The organism is Pseudomonas sp. NPDC089534 (assembly GCF_044749305.1).
Classification (GTDB): Bacteria; Pseudomonadota; Gammaproteobacteria; order Pseudomonadales; family Pseudomonadaceae; genus Aquipseudomonas; species Aquipseudomonas ekonensis.
Genome location: NZ_JBIVHR010000005.1, coordinates 46,148 through 64,231, shown reverse-complemented (window position 1 = coordinate 64,231; position 18,084 = coordinate 46,148). Strand labels below are relative to the sequence as shown.

At 67.1% G+C, this 18,084-nt stretch carries 16 protein-coding genes and 1 tRNA gene; 2 read left to right on the top strand and 15 right to left on the bottom strand.

The window, feature by feature from the left end:
- Positions 1–73: 73 nt before the first annotated feature.
- The 6 genes from ACIP0B_RS02735 to ACIP0B_RS02710 form a co-directional block, all read right to left on the bottom strand.
- Positions 74–1,285 (bottom strand): HDOD domain-containing protein, encoded by a 1,212-nt coding sequence (locus ACIP0B_RS02735; protein ID WP_400829610.1) that lies wholly within the window; start codon positions 1,283–1,285, stop codon positions 74–76.
- A gap of 140 nt (positions 1,286–1,425) precedes the next feature.
- Entirely contained in the window at positions 1,426–2,703 is a 1,278-nt protein-coding gene (gene gabT, locus ACIP0B_RS02730) for a 4-aminobutyrate--2-oxoglutarate transaminase (protein ID WP_400829609.1), read from the bottom strand.
- 190 nt (positions 2,704–2,893) lie between these two features.
- Positions 2,894–4,336 carry an NADP-dependent succinate-semialdehyde dehydrogenase gene (gabD, locus tag ACIP0B_RS02725; protein WP_400829607.1) on the bottom strand — a complete coding sequence of 481 codons (1,443 nt, stop codon included), beginning with the start codon at positions 4,334–4,336 and terminating at the stop codon, positions 2,894–2,896.
- Positions 4,337–4,654: 318 nt separating this feature from the next.
- Positions 4,655–4,939: a RebB family R body protein gene (locus tag ACIP0B_RS02720; RefSeq protein ID WP_400829605.1), complete on the bottom strand. Its 285-nt coding sequence runs from the start codon at positions 4,937–4,939 to the stop codon at positions 4,655–4,657.
- Between the two features lie 34 nt (positions 4,940–4,973).
- Positions 4,974–5,540, bottom strand: coding sequence for a hypothetical protein (locus ACIP0B_RS02715; RefSeq protein ID WP_400829604.1), 567 nt, complete (start codon positions 5,538–5,540; stop codon positions 4,974–4,976).
- Positions 5,537–5,764 (bottom strand): RebB family R body protein, encoded by a 228-nt coding sequence (locus ACIP0B_RS02710; RefSeq protein WP_400829603.1) that lies wholly within the window; start codon positions 5,762–5,764, stop codon positions 5,537–5,539. The genes ACIP0B_RS02715 and ACIP0B_RS02710 overlap by 4 nt, the downstream gene beginning before the upstream one ends.
- A 199-nt stretch (positions 5,765–5,963) precedes the next feature.
- Between ACIP0B_RS02710 and ACIP0B_RS02705 the strand changes: the two genes are divergently transcribed.
- A tRNA-Arg gene (locus ACIP0B_RS02705) sits at positions 5,964–6,040 on the top strand.
- A 76-nt stretch (positions 6,041–6,116) separates the two neighbouring features.
- Here ACIP0B_RS02705 and ACIP0B_RS02700 read toward each other — a convergent pair.
- From ACIP0B_RS02700 to ACIP0B_RS02680, 5 genes are all read right to left on the bottom strand, one after another.
- Entirely contained in the window at positions 6,117–6,407 is a 291-nt protein-coding gene (locus ACIP0B_RS02700) for a hypothetical protein (protein WP_400829601.1), read from the bottom strand.
- On the bottom strand, positions 6,404–7,015 hold the full coding sequence (locus tag ACIP0B_RS02695; protein ID WP_400829600.1) for a hypothetical protein: 612 nt from the start codon (positions 7,013–7,015) through the stop codon (positions 6,404–6,406). The genes ACIP0B_RS02700 and ACIP0B_RS02695 overlap by 4 nt, the downstream gene beginning before the upstream one ends.
- Positions 7,012–7,593 carry an RNA polymerase sigma factor gene (locus ACIP0B_RS02690; protein WP_400829660.1) on the bottom strand — a complete coding sequence of 194 codons (582 nt, stop codon included), beginning with the start codon at positions 7,591–7,593 and terminating at the stop codon, positions 7,012–7,014. Before ACIP0B_RS02690 ends, ACIP0B_RS02695 begins: the two co-directional genes overlap by 4 nt.
- A gap of 29 nt (positions 7,594–7,622) precedes the next feature.
- On the bottom strand, positions 7,623–9,323 hold the full coding sequence (locus tag ACIP0B_RS02685; protein WP_400829599.1) for a von Willebrand factor type A domain-containing protein: 1,701 nt from the start codon (positions 9,321–9,323) through the stop codon (positions 7,623–7,625).
- Positions 9,324–9,410: 87 nt separating this feature from the next.
- Complete coding sequence (locus tag ACIP0B_RS02680) at positions 9,411–9,971, bottom strand: YbhB/YbcL family Raf kinase inhibitor-like protein (RefSeq protein WP_400829597.1); 561 nt, start codon at positions 9,969–9,971, stop codon at positions 9,411–9,413.
- A 139-nt stretch (positions 9,972–10,110) separates the two neighbouring features.
- Here ACIP0B_RS02680 and ACIP0B_RS02675 point away from each other — a divergent pair, with 139 nt between their 5' ends.
- Positions 10,111–11,640, top strand: a complete 1,530-nt coding sequence (locus tag ACIP0B_RS02675) for an FAD-dependent oxidoreductase (RefSeq protein WP_400829596.1) — start codon at positions 10,111–10,113, stop codon at positions 11,638–11,640.
- Here the strand turns inward: ACIP0B_RS02675 and pgaD are convergent.
- The 4 genes from pgaD to pgaA are packed head-to-tail and all read right to left on the bottom strand — an operon-like array spanning position 11,633 to position 18,010.
- The gene (pgaD, locus tag ACIP0B_RS02670; RefSeq protein WP_400829595.1) at positions 11,633–12,166 is read right to left on the bottom strand and encodes a poly-beta-1,6-N-acetyl-D-glucosamine biosynthesis protein PgaD; all 534 of its coding nucleotides are present in this window, start codon (positions 12,164–12,166) and stop codon (positions 11,633–11,635) included. The two genes, ACIP0B_RS02675 and pgaD, sit on opposite strands and share 8 nt — an antisense overlap.
- Positions 12,163–13,518, bottom strand: a complete 1,356-nt coding sequence (pgaC, locus tag ACIP0B_RS02665; RefSeq protein ID WP_400829594.1) for a poly-beta-1,6-N-acetyl-D-glucosamine synthase — start codon at positions 13,516–13,518, stop codon at positions 12,163–12,165. The genes pgaD and pgaC overlap by 4 nt, the downstream gene beginning before the upstream one ends.
- A 1-nt stretch (position 13,519) precedes the next feature.
- Positions 13,520–15,517, bottom strand: coding sequence for a poly-beta-1,6-N-acetyl-D-glucosamine N-deacetylase PgaB (gene pgaB / locus ACIP0B_RS02660; RefSeq protein WP_400829592.1), 1,998 nt, complete (start codon positions 15,515–15,517; stop codon positions 13,520–13,522).
- 12 nt (positions 15,518–15,529) lie between these two features.
- The gene (gene pgaA / locus ACIP0B_RS02655; protein WP_400829591.1) at positions 15,530–18,010 is read right to left on the bottom strand and encodes a poly-beta-1,6 N-acetyl-D-glucosamine export porin PgaA; all 2,481 of its coding nucleotides are present in this window, start codon (positions 18,008–18,010) and stop codon (positions 15,530–15,532) included.
- Positions 18,011–18,084: the final 74 nt, after the last annotated feature.

Genomic DNA, 18,084 nt, shown 5'->3' with positions numbered 1-18,084 from the left:
TTCAGCCCTGCGGGAGCCTGCCGGCGATGGCCTCACAAGAACATTGCGCCCATGGCGGGGCGCAGCAGCCCGGCTATTTGCGCATCCGCGTCAGTTCCGGCAGACCGATCTTGAGCAGCCGCGCCGTGCGGCTCTTCGCCAGTTCCTCGATGCCTTCCTGCTCGGTCAGCCGGGCCATCTGCGCCGCCATGTTCATCACCAGCGCCTCGCGGGAATACACCCCGCCGCCGAGCTGGTAGGCCGAGGCGATCAGCTCGCGCAGCTCCAGCGGCAAGCGCCAGCGGGTGCGCAGCGCCGAACCGTAGGCCGCGCCGAACGCCACCAGCGCATCGCCCACCTCTTCCGTCTCGTCCAGCTCGCCGCCGGCCTGCTTCCACTCCTGCAGGCAGCGCAGCAGCGCCAGGTCGCCGAGGCGGTGCAGCATCCCTGCGCAATAGCAGCGCTCCTGATCCAGATCGAGCAACCGGGCCAGGGTTCGGGCATATTCGGCGGTGTGCAGCGACAGCCCCCAGTAGCGCTCGGCGTAATCGGCCAGGTACGGATCGCTGAGCTTGGCGCTGCGCTTGAGCGCCAGGCCCAGGATCAGGTTGGTGCTCTGCCCGGTGCCCAAACGGTGCAGCGCCTGGGCGAGGGTCTGCACCGGTGCGCCATGGTGCTGGGCAGCGCTGTTGGCGGCGGCGATCAGCACGGCGGTGATCTGCGGGTCGGTGCGGATCTCCTCCTCCAGCAGCTTCAGGTCCAGCCCGTCGGGATTGAGGCTGCGCTTGATCGCCACCTGCACGTCGGTCATCAGCGGCGCGCCATCGGTCTGCTCGCGGCGCCGCTCCAGGAACACCGACAGGGTCATGCCCGGCGCCAGCGCCGGCACTTCGCAGAACACTTCTTCCCCGGCGTTGAGCAGCAGGCCTTGCAGGCGCTCGGTCAGGCTCTCCATGTTCAGCGGCTTGGTCAGGTAGGCGGTCGGCGCCAGCGGCAGGGCCTCGCGCACACTGGCGCTGTCGTTGCGGGTGCTCATCAGGATGAACGGCAGCGGCGGGTTGCGCTTGCGCTGGCGGACGCTGCGCAGCACGTTCAGGCCATCCACGCCGGGCAGCTCCCAATCGACGATGGCCAGGTCGTAGGGCACCTCGCCCAGCAGCGACATCGCCTGCTGGCCGTCGGCGCACAGGTCCAGCCGCGCGTCGCAGCGCACGGCCAGCAGCACCTGCTTGAGCAGGTCGCGCGACCACGGGTCGGCCTCGGCGATCAGGACTCTCGGTACAGCGGGTAATTCGACGGCAGTCATGCTCGCCCTCCCTTGCAATGCTTGAACCTTAGCCAATGCTGGCGATTCGATACAGCCCGGAATCGAAGGATGTGTTCCCCAGGCAACAAAAAACCCGCCGAAGCGGGCTTTTTGTCGATCCGGTCACACGGTGCCCGGCCTTACAGCTCGGCGAAGCACTCTTCGATGATCTTCAGGCCTTTGTCCAGTTGCTCGTCCGGCGAGGTCAGCGGCACCAGCACCCGCAGAACGTTGCCGTAGGTGCCGCAGGACAGCAGGATCAGGCCTTTTTCGCGGGCCTTGGCCACCACGGCCGCCACGGCGGTCGGGTTCGGCTTGTGGCTGTCGCCGTTCTCGAACAGCTCGACGGCGATCATCGCGCCCAGGGCACGGACTTCGCCGATCACCGGGTACTTGGCCTGGATGGCCTTGAGGCCGGTCACCAGACGCTCGCCGACGGCCTTGCAGCGGTCCAGCAGCTTCTCTTCCTCGAACACTTCCATCACCGCCAGCGCAGCGGCGCAAGCGATCGGGCTGCCGGCGTAGGTGCCGCCCAGGCCGCCCGGCGCGATGGCGTCCATGTATTCGGCCTTGCCGCACACACCGGCCAGCGGGAAGCCGCCGGCGATGGATTTGGCGAAGGTGGTCAGGTCGGCGGCGACGCCCATCTGCTCCATGGCGAAGAAGGTGCCGGTGCGGCCGGCGCCGGTCTGCACTTCGTCAGCGATCAGCAGGATGCCGTGCTGGTCGCACAGGGCGCGCAGACGCTTCATGAACTCTTTCGGCGCGACGTAGAAACCACCCTCGCCCTGCACAGGCTCGATGATGATCGCGGCGATGTCCTTCGGCTCGGCGTCGTTCTTGAAGATGCGCTCGATGCTGGCGATGGAGTCGTCGATGCTCACGCCGTGCAGTTCGTTCGGGTACAGCGCACGGAAGATGCCGCCAGGCATCAGGCCCATGCCGGCCGAGTAAGGCACGACCTTGCCGGTCAGGCCCAGGGTCATCATGGTGCGGCCGTGGTAGGCGCCGGTGAAGGCGATCACGCCGGCGCGGCCGGTGGCGGCACGGGCGATCTTCACGGCGTTCTCGACGGCTTCGGAACCGGTGGTCACCAGCAGGGTTTTCTTGGCGAAGTCGCCTGGCACGCGGGCGTTGATCTTTTCGCACAGCTCGACGTAAGGCTCGTAGGCCAGCACCTGGAAGCAGGTGTGGGTCAGCTTGTTCAGCTGTTCGGTCACGGCGGCGATGATTTTCGGGTGCACGTGGCCGGTGTTCAGCACGGCGATGCCGCCGGCGAAGTCGATGAACTCGCGGCCTTCGACGTCGGTCACGGTGGCGTTCTTCGCGGACTCGGCGAAGATCGGGTGAATCTGGCCGACGCCACGTGGAACAGCGGCTACACGGCGGGCCATCAGATCAGCGTTAGTCTTGCTCATTACATTCCTCATTCGCCGCTCATCGGTCGGCGTGGCTCAAGGATTACGCAGCGGGGAGGCAACTGGGGCAGCATGCGATGATCGACTGCCGCAGCTATCCCGGCCGCAGAGAAAATTCCGTTGTGGAGCGACGCAAAGGGACAGCGCTCTCGTGCCCTTTGCGCTTGGAGCAAAGCCTTGCCGGCGCGTCTCAGACGCCCAGGCAGAGGTATTTGATTTCCAGGTAGTCCTCGATGCCGTACTTGGAGCCTTCACGGCCCAGGCCCGACGCCTTGATGCCGCCGAACGGCGCGACTTCGTTGGAGATCAACCCGGTGTTGACGCCGACCATGCCGTATTCCAGGGCCTCGGCCACACGGAACACACGGCCCAGGTCACGGGCATAGAAGTAGGAGGCCAGGCCGAACTCGGTGTCGTTGGACATCGCGATCACTTCGGCTTCGTCCTTGAAGCGGAACAGCGGCGCCAGCGGGCCGAAGGTCTCTTCCTTCGCCACGGCGGCGTCCTTGGACACGTTGGTCAGGATGGTCGGCTCGAAGAAGTTGCCTTGCATCGGCTTGCCGCCGGACAGCACGGTCGCGCCTTTGCCCACGGCGTCGGCGATGTGCTCCTGCACCTTGGCCACAGCCTTCTCGTCGATCAGGGGGCCCGTGGTGGTGCCCTCTTCCAGGCCGTTGCCGATCTTCAGCTTGGCCACGGCGGCCTTCAGCTTCTCGGCGAACGCGTCGTAGACCGAATCCTGGATGTACAGGCGGTTGGCGCAGACGCAGGTCTGGCCGTTGTTGCGGTACTTGGAAATGATCGCGCCTTCGACGGCCTTATCCAGGTCCGCGTCGTCGAACACGATGAACGGCGCGTTGCCGCCCAGTTCCAGGGAAACTTTCTTGATGTCCTTGGCGCATTCCGACATCAGTTGGCGACCGATCTCGGTGGAGCCGGTGAAGGACAGCTTGCGCACGGTCGGGTTGCCGGTCAGCTCGCTGCCGATGTCGCCGGCGCTGCCGGTGACCACACTGAACACGCCTTTCGGAATGCCGGCGCGCTGGGCCAGTTCGGCCAGGGCGAAGGCGGAGAACGGGGTCTGCGAAGCCGGCTTGAGCACCATGGTGCAACCGGCGGCCAGGGCCGGGCCGGCCTTGCGGGTGATCATCGCCGCCGGGAAGTTCCACGGGGTGATGGCGGCGGTGACGCCGATCGGCTGCTTGATCACGATCAGGCGCTTGTCCGGCTGGTGGCCGGGGATCACGTCGCCGTAGATGCGCTTGGCTTCCTCGGCGAACCACTCGATGAACGAGGCGGCGTAGACGATTTCGCCCTTGGCTTCGGCCAGCGGCTTGCCCTGTTCGAGGGTCATCAGACGGGCCAGGTCATCCTGGTTCTCGATGATCAGCTCGAACCAGCGGCGCAGCTTGGAGGCGCGCTCCTTGGCGGTCAGCGCACGCCAGGCCGGCAGCGCCTTGTCGGCGGCCTCGATGGCGCGGCGGGTCTCGGCGGTGCCCATCTTCGGCACGGTGCCCAGGATTTCGCCCGTGGCCGGGTTGTTGACCTTGATCGTCTGACCGTTGTCCGCATCGACCCAAGCGCCATCGATGAAGGCTTGCTGGCGGAACAACTGGGTGTCTTTAAGCTGCATGTCGGCTTTCCTTAACAGCACCGCGCACGGCGCGGAGCAAAATTATGATTGTAGAAAGGCGCCTCTGGAGGCTGCCGTCAGGGAAATCATTCACCGGGTGAAGCACATGGATGGCGCACGGTCCGTAACGTGTGCGGCTCAGCACCCAGACAAGGAGCGTTTGAAATCTCAAACGAATCCTAGGTTCAACGGGTTTAAAGGACAATAGGGCGTTCGAAAAAAAGAACAAAAACGGCGCATTTGCGGTGGTTTTCAGATCAACGAGCAAAAGGCCCCGCGCGGGTGGCGGGGCCTTCAGCAGTGTCGCCGACGGATGTTTCAGGCCTTCGGTGTCTTGGCGGCGGCGTCCTGGAGGATGTTCCGGGTCGCCACGGCGTCCGCCGCGGTGTCGAGGCTGTAGATCTGCATCACGCCCTGGGTGGTCGCCGACTGGGCCAGGATGTTCTGCTGTTGCTGGGCGTTCACGGCATTCTCGAACAGGATGCCGGTGGAGTGCGCCATGGATTGGTAGAGACTGCCCAGCGCCATCGCCGGCGCTTCGGCCAGCACGTTGACGTTGGATTGGGTGACCGCATCGGTGATCTGATCATTCACGGTTGCCATGTTCCGGCTCCTTTCGCTGGACGATGGAAGTTGCTCATGCATTGGCGGCCCGCTCGGCCAGGGTGGCGCTGAAGCGGGCGATGCTCTGGTTGATCCGTTCAAGCGCCTGGTCCACGCCTTCGCCGTCCAGCGCCCCGGTGGCCGCCGCGACCGCCGCGGCACCGCCGACCAACAGGTGGGTGTTGAGGGCTCCCAACGCGCTTTCGCTGGCGATCTCCAGTTCGTCGTTGACGATGCTTTCGGTCATCTTGCGCAGCAGCACACCCTGGGCGGCCAGGGCCAGCTTGGTCACGCCGTCGAAATAGCTGGCCGCCGACTGCGCCACCAGACCGCTGGCCTGACGCACCAGCAGCTCCGACGCGAGGGCCGAGACCACCGGCGTCTGCGTGGCCAGTTGGGTGTTCAGCAAATTGATCGACTCGACGATCTGCCGGTTCAGGGACTCCGTGCCGACGCCTCCGGCCACCTGCTTGAGCAACTGCTCGTTGAGCGACTCCAGCAGCGAGGCCGCCGTGGCGGCGGGGTCGGCCGCCGGCGGCTCTGCGGCGGCGCTGCGGGCCTGGTCCTTGTCCTTGTCCTTGTCCTTGTCCTTGTCCGTCATGATTTGCCCCCCACCGCCAGGATCTGCCGCACGGCCGCCGCCACCGTGGCGTTGCCGACGATGTTCATCGCCTGCTGGTGGCTGACCGCGTTCTCCAGGGCCAGGCCGACCGCGTGGCTGGCGACCTGGGATAGCGTGGCGATGGCCGTGGACGGCGCAGAGCCCACGACCTGTACGTTCGATTGGGTAACGGCATCGGTGATTTGGGGATTGACGGTAGTCATGCGTTTCTCCTTGGGGATGGGCATCCGGAAGTCCGCCGCAGGAAAACGATAGATCAGCCGCGCCAAAGCGCCAGAAGCGCTCATTGCAGGACATTGCAGCCAACCGGCGCGGAGAAAAGGCCGGTAACGGAAACGCAATTCGCCAAGCTGAAAACCGGCATGGACGCCCCGGATCGACCTAGGTATGATGTCGCCCGCTGCACCAGTAGCTCAGCTGGATAGAGTACTGCCCTCCGAAGGCAGGGGTCGTGGGTTCGAATCCCGCCTGGTGCGCCATGAACAGAAACGAGAAAGCCCCGGACCGCAAGGTCCGGGGCTTTTTTGTGGGTGCCGGAACGGGCCGGTTTCGAACCTACTCCGTCGTCCAGTCGAACTCGTCGTATCCGTCGTCCTCGTCGTCCCCGGCCTCCTCGTCAAAGACGTCATCCTCGTCAGCCACGTTCTCTTCCGACTGGTTCAGCAGAAACTCCTTGCGGGCTTCGGTAATCGCTCGCCGCATCTCCTCGCCCTTTTCCGGGCAGTTGAGGAGTTGGGCGATGCGGTCGATTTTCGGTGCCACGGTGTTCTCCAGCGCATCGGCAATGCCCCGATAGTGCGCGCTTTTGCGGGGCAATGCCAAATCGCTGGCGGACGCAGCGGTCATTTTTCCTGCAATTGCGTGAGCCGCGCGTCGAGGTCGGTGCCCGGATAGCGCTTGTGCAGTTCGTTGAACAGTCTGTCCGCCGCCTGGGCCTGGCCGGCTTCGCGCAGGCGCAGGACTTCGCGCAATTGCCGGTCGAGGCCGTTGGCCGGGGCCGCGGCGCGCTTGCTGGCCTTGGCCTCGTCAGCGCTGTCGGCGCTGAACGCTTCGCTCTCCATCGGCGCCGCCATTTCAGCCATCGGCGCCGGCGCAGGGGCCGACAGCGCGGCGGCCGGCGCGGCCAGCGAACGGGATTCGGCCGCTTCCTGGCGGGCCGCAGGCGCAGCAGGCTTGGCGGCGGGGGCGAAATCGTAGCGCGGCACCGGCTCGGGCGCCTGCTGCACCATCGACAGCATCAGCGCCACGCCAACCAGGCTGGCGAACGCCACCTGATAACGCGGCTGACGGCAAATCCGCAGCCAGCGCTGCCACAGGCCCGGTTTTGCCGCCGGTGCCTGTCGGCGGGCGGCGTCGAGGATGAATGCATCCAGGGGCGGCGGCGGTTCGCCAGCGTGGTGCTCGCGCACGTGCGAAATCACCGGGTCTTCGGGTGTCCGGCGGGCGTCAGTCATGTCAGTACCTCCTCGGCCAGCAGCCGACGCAGTTTTTGCTGGGCGTAGCGCAGGCGGCTCTTGACCGTTTCCAGCGGCGTTTCGGTGAGGCTGGCGATCTGCGCCAGGTCGAGGTCGCCGTGGGCACGCAGCAGGAACACTTCGCGCTGGTCGGCGGGCAGGGCCTGCAGGGCGTTCTCCAGGCGCTGGCTGTCGCGGCTCAAACTCAACAGTTGTTCAGGGTCGGTGGTTTCGTCGCTGACGGCGTGCGCCTGCTCGTCGTAGCTGTCGTGCAGCGGCTGACGGGTGCCGTGCTTGCGCCAGTGGTCGATCAAGCGGTTGCGGGCGATCTGGAACAGCCAGGTGCGGAACGTCGCCCGGCCCTGCGGCCGGCTGGCGCTGCGGATCAGGCTCAGCCAGGTTTCCTGGTACACCTCCTCGGCCAGTTCGGGCTGGCCGCTCAGGCCCAGCAGAAAACGGTACAGGCCCTGACGGTGGCGGGCGTACAGAATCTCGAACGCCGCGCCGTCGCCCTCGCGGTAGCGCGCCAGCAGCGATTCATCGCTGCTGGCGGCAAGGCTGTCCTTCGGCGCGAACAGCTGACTGATGAAGCCTTTCAGGCCGCTCACTATTCGATCCGTCGCTCGGTGGCTTCAGGGGCCGATGCGGTGGTGTCGCGCAGGCTCCGGGTCAGCTCCACCAGTTGCACAAATTCGTTGCGCAGGCCGAAGCGGTCATCGCCCCGGGCGCCACGGGCCAGGTCTTCGCTGTCCTTCAGGCTGAAATCACCGGTGTAGCGCCCGTCCTTGAGCTGTTGGGAAAACGCGGCGACGGCAGCGGCGAACCGCAGGTCTTCGCTGGCCGGCGTATCCCGGCCGGTGATCGGCCGTTCGATGAGCAGACTCTTCCCACCTTGCGGCTGTTGATAACGCACACGCAGCATCGCCAATTCTCCGTTCTTTTCCGACGCCGCCGAGCCCGCCTTGCCGTAGCGCAGCGGCTCCAGCCAGCCTTTTTCGCCGCTCGGAACGATTTCGTACAGCGCCGTCACCGTATGCCCCGCACCGATTTCCCCGGCATCGACCTTGTCGTTGCTGAAGTCCTCACGCTTCAGGGCCCGATTCTCGTAGCCCAGCAACCGGTATTCGCTGACCTGCGCCGGGTTGAACTCCACCTGCAGCTTGACGTTCTTCGCCACCGTGGCCAGGGTCGAGCCCAACTGATCCACCAGCACTTTGCGCGCCTCGCGCAGGTTGTCGATGTAGGCGTAGTTGCCGTCGCCGGCGTCGGCCAGTTGTTCCATCAGGTGTTCATTGTAGTTATCCACACCGAAACCCAGGGTGGTCAGGGAGATGCCGGTCTTGCGTTTATCCACAGCCAATTGCTTGAGGCTGTCGAAATCGCTGACGCCGACGTTGAAGTCGCCGTCGGTGGCCAGCAGGATGCGGTTGATGCCGTTGGGGATGAACGCCTGCTGCGCCATCCGGTAGGCCAGTTCGATGCCCGAGGCGCCGGCCGTGGAGCCGCCTGCCGTCAGTTGCTCGATGGCGTTGCGGATCTTCGCCTTGTCCCGTCCGGACGTGGGTTCCAGCACCACCCGCGATTCGCCGGCATACACCACCAGCGACACCCGGTCCTGCTCACGCAACTGATCGACCAGCAGTTTCAGGGTGCCTTTGACCATCGGCAGCCCTTCGCGGCGATCCATCGAGCCGGACACGTCCACCAGGAACACCAGGTTGGCCGGAGGCAGTTGCGCCACCGCGCGGTCGGATGCCTTGATGCCGATGCGCAGCAGGCGGGTGTGCGGGTTCCACGGCGTCGCGGCCAGTTCGGTGGTCACGCCGAACGGCGAACCGTCGGCGGGCAGCGCGTAGTCGTAGGGGAAGTAATTGACCATCTCCTCCAGGCGCACCGCGCCTTCAGGCGGCAGGCGGCCCTGGTTGAGCAGGCGGCGAACGTTGGCGTAGGCGCCGGTGTCGACGTCGGCGCTGAAGGTCGAGACCGGCGCCTCGGCGACGCTGTGGACAGGGTTGTCGGCCAGGGTCTGGTACTGCTCGCGGTACTCGTCGCGGTAGCCCTGTGGATAACTTTCCGCGGCGGGCATCGGCGCAAAAGCGGCCACCGGTGCGGCGCGCAGGCTGCGCTTGGCCATCGCGCTGTCCGCCATGGCCGCTTCCTCGCGGATTTGAGGGGCGGTGACTTGAGGGGCGGAGGGAACCGGCGGCGCCACTGCGGCGGAATCCGGTGTGGAGGACGCGCCGCACCCGGCGACGACCAGCATCACAGCGGCGGCGACGGGGCGCAGAAACAAGGCAGGAAAGGACATGGGGGCTGACCTCGGGAGGAAATTGATCCATTCATCCCGTGAGACGGGCAGCCCCTCGCGTTCGGGTTAACCCCGGAAAACTTTTTTTCAGCGGTGGTAGCGCCGCACCGCGCTGCTGTTGCGCAGCACATGGCCTTTGATCTTGTCCATCAGCTCGGCGCGGGTCAGCCCGGCGGGCAAGGCGTCCGGGGCCAGGTCCAGGGCGTAGATCTGGATGATGTAGTGGTGGGCGCTGTCGCCGACCGGCGGGCACGGGCCGATGTAGTGGGTGGTGCCTTTGCTGTTGGTGCCGCCGACGCCTTCGAGGGCCGACTTGGCGCCGACGCCCGCCGGGATCTGCCGGGTGGTGGCCTTGATGCCGTAATGAATCCAGTGATCGACGCCCAGGCCCTTCTGGCCGTCCGGGTCGTGCATGACGATGGCGTAGCTCTGGGTGCCGGCGGGGCCCGCGTTCCAGCTCAGGGCCGGCGACTGGTTCTTGCCGCCGCAGCCGCTGGCGTCGCTGGCCGCCGCCGAGGTGAACAGGCGGTTGTCCGACACGCCGGGGATGCTGAGGGTGAAGCGCTCTTGGGCCTGCGCCGGCAACTGCACGCAAAGGGCGACGGCAAGGGCCGCCAGCCAAGGGTTGAGAGACATCGATCGGGTCATTCCGGGAGCACCTTGTGCGGTTGGGCCTTCGTCGGCCTGCAAACTATAGCCGTACCGTTCGTGCCGTGGCAGTGGCAATTGGCTGAACCTGGGAATCGGCGCCAAACTCGTAAGAGAAACACTTGCGTGGAGCACGATCATGTCCCTGCACCGTGTCGCCCGTTTCGCCGATGTCCCCGAAGACCGTGGCCTGCCGGTGCGGATCGGCGACCAGAACATCCTTCTTGTGCGCGCCGCCGGGCAACTGCGCGCGTTCCAGGGTGAATGCCCCCACGCCGGAGCGCCGCTGGCCGATGGGGCGATCTGCAACGGACGCCTGATCTGTCCCTGGCACAAGGGGGCGTTTCGCCTCGAGGACGGTGCGCTGTGCGAGCCGCCGGCCCTCGACGGCCTCGTCCGCTATCCGCTTGAGCTGCGCGGCGACGAGGTGTGGGTCGACGACCAGCCGTTGGCGGATCCGCACACGCCGCCGGCGGATGACCCGCGCACCTTCGTCATCGTCGGCGCGGGCGCCGGGGGCACGGCCTGCGCCGCCGCGCTGCGGGAGAACGGGTTCGGCGGACGGATCGTCATGGTCGACCGTGAACACGGCGCCGGGTACGACCGCACGGTGCTGAGCAAGTACGTGCTGGCCGGGGAAATGCCGCCCGAGGAAACCCCGCCGCTGCGCGATGAGGGGTTTTACCGGACGCAGCGCATCGAACGGCTCGAAGACGAAGTCATCGCCCTCGACAGCGCGGCAAAGACCCTGCACCTGAAGCACGGCGCGAACCTGGCCTATGACGCCGCCGTGCTGGCCACCGGCGGCGCGCCCAACCGGCTGGCGCTGCCCGGCGCCGACCTGCCGCAGGTCTTCGTGCTGCGCTCCCGGCTCCAGGCCGAATGCATCCTGGACAGCGCCCGCCCCGGCCAGCGTGCGGTGATCGTCGGCGACGGCTTCATCGCCCTCGAGTGCGCCTCGGCCCTGCGCCAGCTCGGCCTCGACGTGACGGTGATCGCCCATCACGCCGTGCCCTTCGCGGCCCGCTTCGGCGATGCCGTGGGCCGCGCGATCCGGGCGCTGCACGAGGACAACGGCGTCAGGTTCATCACCGGGCATGAGGCGCGCGAAATCATCGGCGACGGCAAGGTCGAGGCCGTGCTGCTCGACAACGGCCTGCGCCTGTCGGCGGACCTGGTGCTGGCGGGGATCGGCGTGCATCCGGCCACCGAGGCCTTCGCGTCGCTGCCGAGGGAAGCGGACCTGTCGCTGCGGGTCGACGACGGCATGCGCATCGCCCCGAACCTGTGGGCCATCGGCGACATCGCCACGTTCCCGCTCAACGGCCGGCCCCAGCGCATCGAGCACTGGCGCCTGGCCCAGCAGCAGGCGCGGATCGCGGCGGCCAACATGCTCGGCGGCGAGGAACATTACCTGGACGTGCCGTACTTCTGGACCTGGCATTTCGGCAGGAGCTACGACTGCCTCGGCCATGCCGCGCATTGGGATGAGGTGGGATTCAACGGCGAACCCGGCCAGCCGCCCTTCATCGGCCTGTTCGGCAGCGGCGGCGTGGTGGTGGCCGCCGTGGCCTGCGAGGAGGAACGGGCCATGGCGCTGCTGGCCGAACGCATGAAGCAGCCGCTGCCGATGGAGGAGGCCTGGCGGCTGATCCGCAGGCTCAAGTGATCCGGTTGGTCGGCCCGCGGTTGTCGTCGTCCTCGGCGTGCAGAAAGATCACCCGCGGATGCTCCAGCGGCGCCAGCGGCGGCGGCAGTTCCTCGGCCGTCACCGGCCAGAAGTGCGGCACCACATGGCTGACGTCGCCTTCCTGATCGTTGTGGATGGTCATCACCCCGGTGCCGCGCAGTTTCTGCAGGCGGTCGTCGCACAGCTTGAAGCTTCTGCTCAGGCCTTCATCGTCCACCACCGGCGCCGGCAGCCGGCGCTGGGCGAAGCTCTTGCTCTTGCGCTGCTGGTAGCGCGCCCAGCCGATCAGGATCACCGCGTTGACCAGCGCCACCCACAGGTAGATCTGCAAGGTGCCGAGGGCCTCGAACGCGGAATTGTCGATCCGCGGCCCGCCTTCGTGGGTGTCGATCAGCGGCCACAGCCCGCGCACCAGCAGGTACAGCAGGCCGACCCAGGCGAGCACGGTGATGAACACGTCGACCACCACCAGGAAGGGCCGTTGGCGGGTCCGGATGATTTTCATTTGATGACCTCCTCTTCGTCGTCGCCGACCGGTTTGATCCCCCGGTCGGGACTGACCCAGCGCGCACGCTTCTGATGCTGGCCGAACAGCACTTTGGGGAAGCTGACCAGCGTGGTCAGCAGGCTGATGAACCAGAACACCAACGGATACCAAACCACCCAGAACATGGTCTTGCCCAGCCCCGGCTCGTAGCGCCGGTCGATCACGATGCTGACCGCGAACTGCACCAGGCAGACGAACGCCAGCAGCAGCCCGGTGAACGCCGGCGGCATCAGGTGGTGCACCGCGATGGCTTCCGGCAAGACCACGAACTTGCCGACCGCCCAGAAGATCACCGACAGCAGGAAGGTGAACGCCCAGCCGGTGGACAGGCAGTATTCGAACAGCAGCGGCCACAGGTAGCGGTGGCGGTACTGCCAGATCCCGCGGATGTTCTTGAACAGCACTTCGGCGCCGCCCTGGGCCCAGCGCAGGCGCTGCTTCCAAAGGCCGCGCAGGGTTTCGGGCATGAGGATCCAGCACAGCGCGCGGGGCTCGTAGAAGATGCTCCAGTGATCCAGCTGCAGCTTCCAGCTGATGTCGATGTCCTCGGTGATCATGTCCGGGCTCCAGTAGCCGACCCGGTGCAGCGCCGTGCGGCGGAAGGCGACGATCACCCCGGACACGGTGAAGATCCGCCCGAACACCCGCTGGGTGCGCTTGATCAGGCCGATGATCGAGGAGAACTCGCCGACCTGAACCCGCCCGACCAGGGTCGAACGGGTGCGGATCCGCGGGTTGCCGGTGACCGCCCCGAGCCGAGCGTTGTCGAGCATCGGCGCCACCAGGTAAGCCGCGGTGTTCGGCGCCAGCAGCGCGTCGCCGTCGATGCACACCAGGTATTCGCTGCGCGCCGCGACGGCGCCCATGCGCAGGGCCACGGCCTTGCCCTGGTTCTCCGCCAGGTGCAGCACGCGCAGGCGCGGGTCTTCCTTGGCCAGGGCGTCGAGCACCTCGGCGGTATTGTCCTTGGAGCCGTCGTTGATCGCGATGACTTCGATGTTCGGGTAATGCTGGGCCAGCGCCGCGTGAATGGTGTCGGCGGCGTTGTCGCCCTCGTTGTAGCAAGGGATCAGGATCGAGATCAGCGGCTCGCCGGCCAGGGGCGGCGGCAGCGTGTCGTCCTTCCACGGCCAGTGCCGCTCCCAGTGCAGCCAGAAATACAGGCCGCCGGAGATCCACAGCCCGGACATGAACAGCGGGTAGAAGAACACGAAGTCCATCAGGAACTGCCCGGTGACCAGGAAGATCAGCCCCAGCGGTACGCCGAGGACGAGCGCCAGAACAAGCAGGGCCAACAGTCTATCCAGCATGTCATGGGTTCCATTTGTTGGAGAGCGCTGGCCGCACGGCTTTCAGGTCCGGCAGGTTCTCGAGGAAGTTGTCCGGGTAGTAGCCGAAGCTGGTCACGCCCTGGCGCTTGAGCAGGCTCATCCATTCGGCCAGTTGCGCGCCGTCGATTTCGGCCTGGTCCTTTTTCGTCCAGTCCCGGCCCTGCAGCTCGAACACCGTGCGCTCGAGCGCGCCCGGGCGGGCCTTGACCGTCGCCACCAGCGACTCCAGCCAGGGGCCGGAACGGGCGTGGGTCTGTTTCTCCATGAGCGGCATGGCCATCGGCGCCGTCCAGTCATAGGTGACGAGGAAATCGTCGAAGTTCTGCGCGAACCACGCCTCGCTCGCGGGGTTGAGCATCGGCTCGGCGAAGATGTTGCGTGCGGTCAGCACCTGCGGGCCGCGGATCGCCCGCACCTTGGCGGTCAGTTCCTGGGTGAAGTCGATCAGGTAGCGGCTCTTGAAGCGCGTCCAGCGCTGCATCGTCGCCGGATCGTCGCGCAGTGCGCCGATCGAGCCCGGCAGGCCGTTGGCGGCGTAGGCCTTGAGCGCCTGCGGGCCGGCGTCCTCGAAGTCCGAAAGCACCGCATCGTCGTGATAGAGGATGCCGTCCACCGACGTCAGGCGCGCCAGGTCCTCGTAGATTTCGCCCACGACCCGCCGCACCTCGGGGTCGAACGGCGACAGACGCTTGTACTGGTCCGGGTCGACCGACACGGCGCCGGTCTGCGGATCCCAGCGGGTGACCCGCGGCAGCTTCGCATCGAGGGCGAAGCTCAGCACCGGCATCCAGGCAAAGACCTTCACGTGGGCACGGGTGCGCAGTTGCCAGGCGACGCGGTCGAACAGGTCGGCGCGCACCGGCAGGTGGCGGTTGGGGAAGTACAGCGAATGCACCAGGCCGTCGCCCTGGGGGTCGGCGAAGGCCTGCAGGAACACCGTGTTGGCGCCCATGTCGGCCATGCGCTGCACCAGTTTGCCGAGGTTGGCGTCCTGCTGCGCCGGATCCGGGTCGTAGACGTTGTCCAGGTCCACGTGCACCACGCGCATCGGCGATTCGGCCTGCACCGAGACGATGCTGTTGGCGAAGTGCTCGCCGTCCGGGTCCGAGGCCACCAGGAAGCGCGGGCTGCTCATCAGGTTGTCGAGGGCGTCGAGGCCGTCGTCGAGGGTCAGGGCCATTTCGTAGCCCTGCTCGCCCACCACCGTCAGCGACGTGCCGTCCGCCGTGCCGTACGGCCAGACCCAGATGCGCGGCTTCTTGCCGGTGACCTTGCGGATCTTCTCGGAAATGGCGGCCACGTCAGTGCGGATCCGTGCGCGGAATTCGTCTTCGGTCTCGTAGCGCTTGGTGACCGCGTTGTATTGCCGGGTCGCCGCCGCCGGCTGCAGGTTGCCCTGGGGGTTGGCGAGGATGCCCTTGTGGTTGGCGTCGGTGTGGGCAGCGATCTCCACCAGCCCCGACCGGGAGATTTCCCGCACCTGGTCCCAGGTCAGGAAGTCCGAGCGCTGGCGCGGGGTGCCGGCGAAGTCCACCGGTTGGTTGAGGGGCGTGTCGATCCAGGTGCCGACCGGCGCCAGCAGCGCATGCCAGTTGTAGGCGCGCAGCACCGGCAGCACGCGGGTGTAGAAGCTGGAGTAGCCGTCGTCGAAGCTGAGCAGGATCGCCTTGGGCGGCAGTTCCGGCCCGCCCTTGCGCGCGGCCATGATCTGATCGACCGTGACCGGCCGGTAGCCGTTCTCGCGCAGCCACGCCAACTGCTCGATCATGCGTTCGGTGCGCACCGCCACCACGGCCTGGTCGGGGTCGCGGTCTTCGACGTCGTGGTAGGCGATGCCCAGCACGTGGTTCTTCGGCCACGGCTTCTCGCTGGCCGCCACCGGGCGCTCGGACGGCGGCAGGAAGGCCGGGGCCTGCTGGGCGCAGGCGCTGGCCAGCAGCGCGCCCAGCAAAAGGATGAATCGCGAAATCAGAGGCATCTTCAGACTCTTCTAGAAGCGGAAAGTGAGGTCGACGAGCAGACGCAGATCGGTTTCCCGATCACCGTCGTAGGGCCGGTTGATCGCGCTCAACAGGCCGCCCACTTCGAACACGTCGTTCCAGGCGTAGCGCTGGCCGTAGCCGATCAGCGCCATGCCGCCGGTGCCGTGGTCGCGCTGGCTGTAGGTGCCGGCGCCCAGCTGGAACTGCTGGCTCCAGACCGTTTCGTAACGGTGGTAGAGCACGTGGTTGACGTTCAGCAGCGGCATGACGCTCAGGTCCGCCTTCGGGTTGAAGTACGGCACGTCATCGGACTTGGAGTTGTGGCTGGTGCCCACTTCCAGGCCGGCGTCGACCTGCAGGTTCGGCGCGCTGTACACGCCCTCGCGGCCGGTGAGCAGCGCCTCGACCCGGTTGTTGCCGTCGCTGAAGTGCGACGGGCTGACCGCCAGCTTCCATTCCCGGCTCTCGTTGGCCCGCCAGCGGATGAAACCGCTGCCGCCGTTGGCCTTGATGCCGCTGTTCAGCGCGCGCAGCGGGGTCTGCGCCGAGAGGTACTCGAGGCTGCCGCCGTACTGCCAGTGGTCGTCGATGTCCCGGGCGATCGCCAGGCGCGCGCCCTGCTTGTCGCCGAAACCGTAGGAGTGGTTGGAGATTTCCGCCTCCAGGGTCATGTCGCGGGTGCGGCGCTCCAGGCCCACGCGCTGGAAGCGGTGGTGCCCGGTGCCTTCGGTGAAGTCGCCGGTGGCGTAACCGACGCCGGCGAACACCCGCCAGTCTTCATCGATGGGCGGGCTGTACAGGGTGCTTTCGATGCCGAAGTCCCGGCTGCCGCTGACCGCGCCGGCATCGCCGCTGCCGCCGCCGTAAGCCTTGCCGCCGTAGCTTTCGACGCGCAGCTCGGCCATGTCATGCACTTCGCGCTGACGGGCCAGGCGCTGCACCTGACGGTTGTCGGGGAAGCGCGCGACCACGTCGTCGGTCAGCGCATCCATCTGCCGCCATTCCTGCAGGTCCATGGCGGTGTGGGCCTGGGCGACTTCCAGGCCCATGTCCCGCGGCACCAGGCTTTCGGTTTCCTTGAGCTGGTTCTCGGCGCGGCGCGGCCAGTCGCGGGCCAGGTACAGGTCGGCCTGGGCCAGGCGCAGGCCGATGTTGCCCGGCGCCTGGTCGACCAACGCCTGCAGGCGCTCTTCGCCGTGGGGCAGGTCGGAGCCGTAGGTGCCGGCCTGCGCCGCGAGCTGCTGGGCGTCCATCCATTCGTCGTTGGGGTTGCCCACCGGCAGGCCCTTGAGCTCGATGCGCGGCCGCTGGGACTTGGCCAGGTCCTCGGCGACCTTGCGGGCCTCTTCGGCGCGGTCGCTTTCGAGCAGCGAGTAGTACAGGCCGGTGGTGTCTTCCAGGCGGTCGCCGACATCGGCGTCCGGCGCGGTCAGCACCTGGCGGTAAAGGTCGGTGGAGATTTCCGGCTGGCGTTGGTCGAGGTAGGACGCCGCCACCCAGCGCAGGGCGTAGGTCGGGATCTTCACGCCCTCGCCTTGCAGCTTCTGGTATTCGCCGATGACGTCGGCGGTGCGCGCCCGGGCCCGGAGCGCGCCCATGCGGTCGATGCGCCAGCGGGTCACGTCGTCGTGGGCGCTGGCGTCCGGCGTCCAGGTGGTCAGCAGCTTGTCGTAGTCGGCCAGCGCCCGGTCGGCGATGACGTAACGCTCTTTCTCGCTGCGGGTGGCCAGGTCGGCGAGGCGCACCCGCTCGGCGGCCAGGTCGCCTTCGAGGCGACGCCGGGTGACCGGGTCGATCAGGCCCGGACGCTGGTCGGCCAGGCGCAGCGCAGGCTCCGGCAGACGGGCCTTCTGCAGGGCCACCACGTATTCGCGGGCGACTTCCGGCTTGCTGCCGGCGCGGATGAACGCCTGGTCGTATTCGTGCAGCGCGTCGTACTGCTTGCCGGCACGGGTCAGGGCGTAGCCCAGCGCGAGCCGGCGGGAGGGATCGTCAGGCTTGGCCGCGACCAGCGCCTTGGCGCGGGTCACCGCTTCGTCGGGCTTGCCGGCGTCGGCCTGGGTCAGGGCCAGCCCCAGTTGCAGGTCGGCATTGCCCGGATCCAGCGCCAGGGCCTGGTTGTAGACCTGGGTCGCCTGATCCCAACGCTTGAGGTTGCGGTAGGCCCGGGCGGTGGCGGTCAGCGCCTGGACCGGCAGCGTGCGGCCGCGGCCCTGGGTCTCGTAGACCTGCACCACTTCGGCGTCGAGCCCGGCCCAACTGGCGATCTGCAGGTGATCGCTGACCTGGCCGGCGGTCGCCTGGGCCGGCGGCACCTGGCGCAGGGCGTCGAGCGCAGGCGCGTAATGGCCGGCCCGGGCGTCGAGCACCATTCGGTCGTAAGCCGTATCGGCGACCGCCAGTGCCGGCCAGAGCAACTGGCTGCACAGCGCGACTCGGAACAATGGGCGTAAACCACGATGTAATACGGGAACATCAATACGCGGCATTCGTCAGCATCCTTACATGGCCAGCCGGGTCGCAATGCCCTCCTTGCCCATTCGTAACGATGGCCGGATCGCAG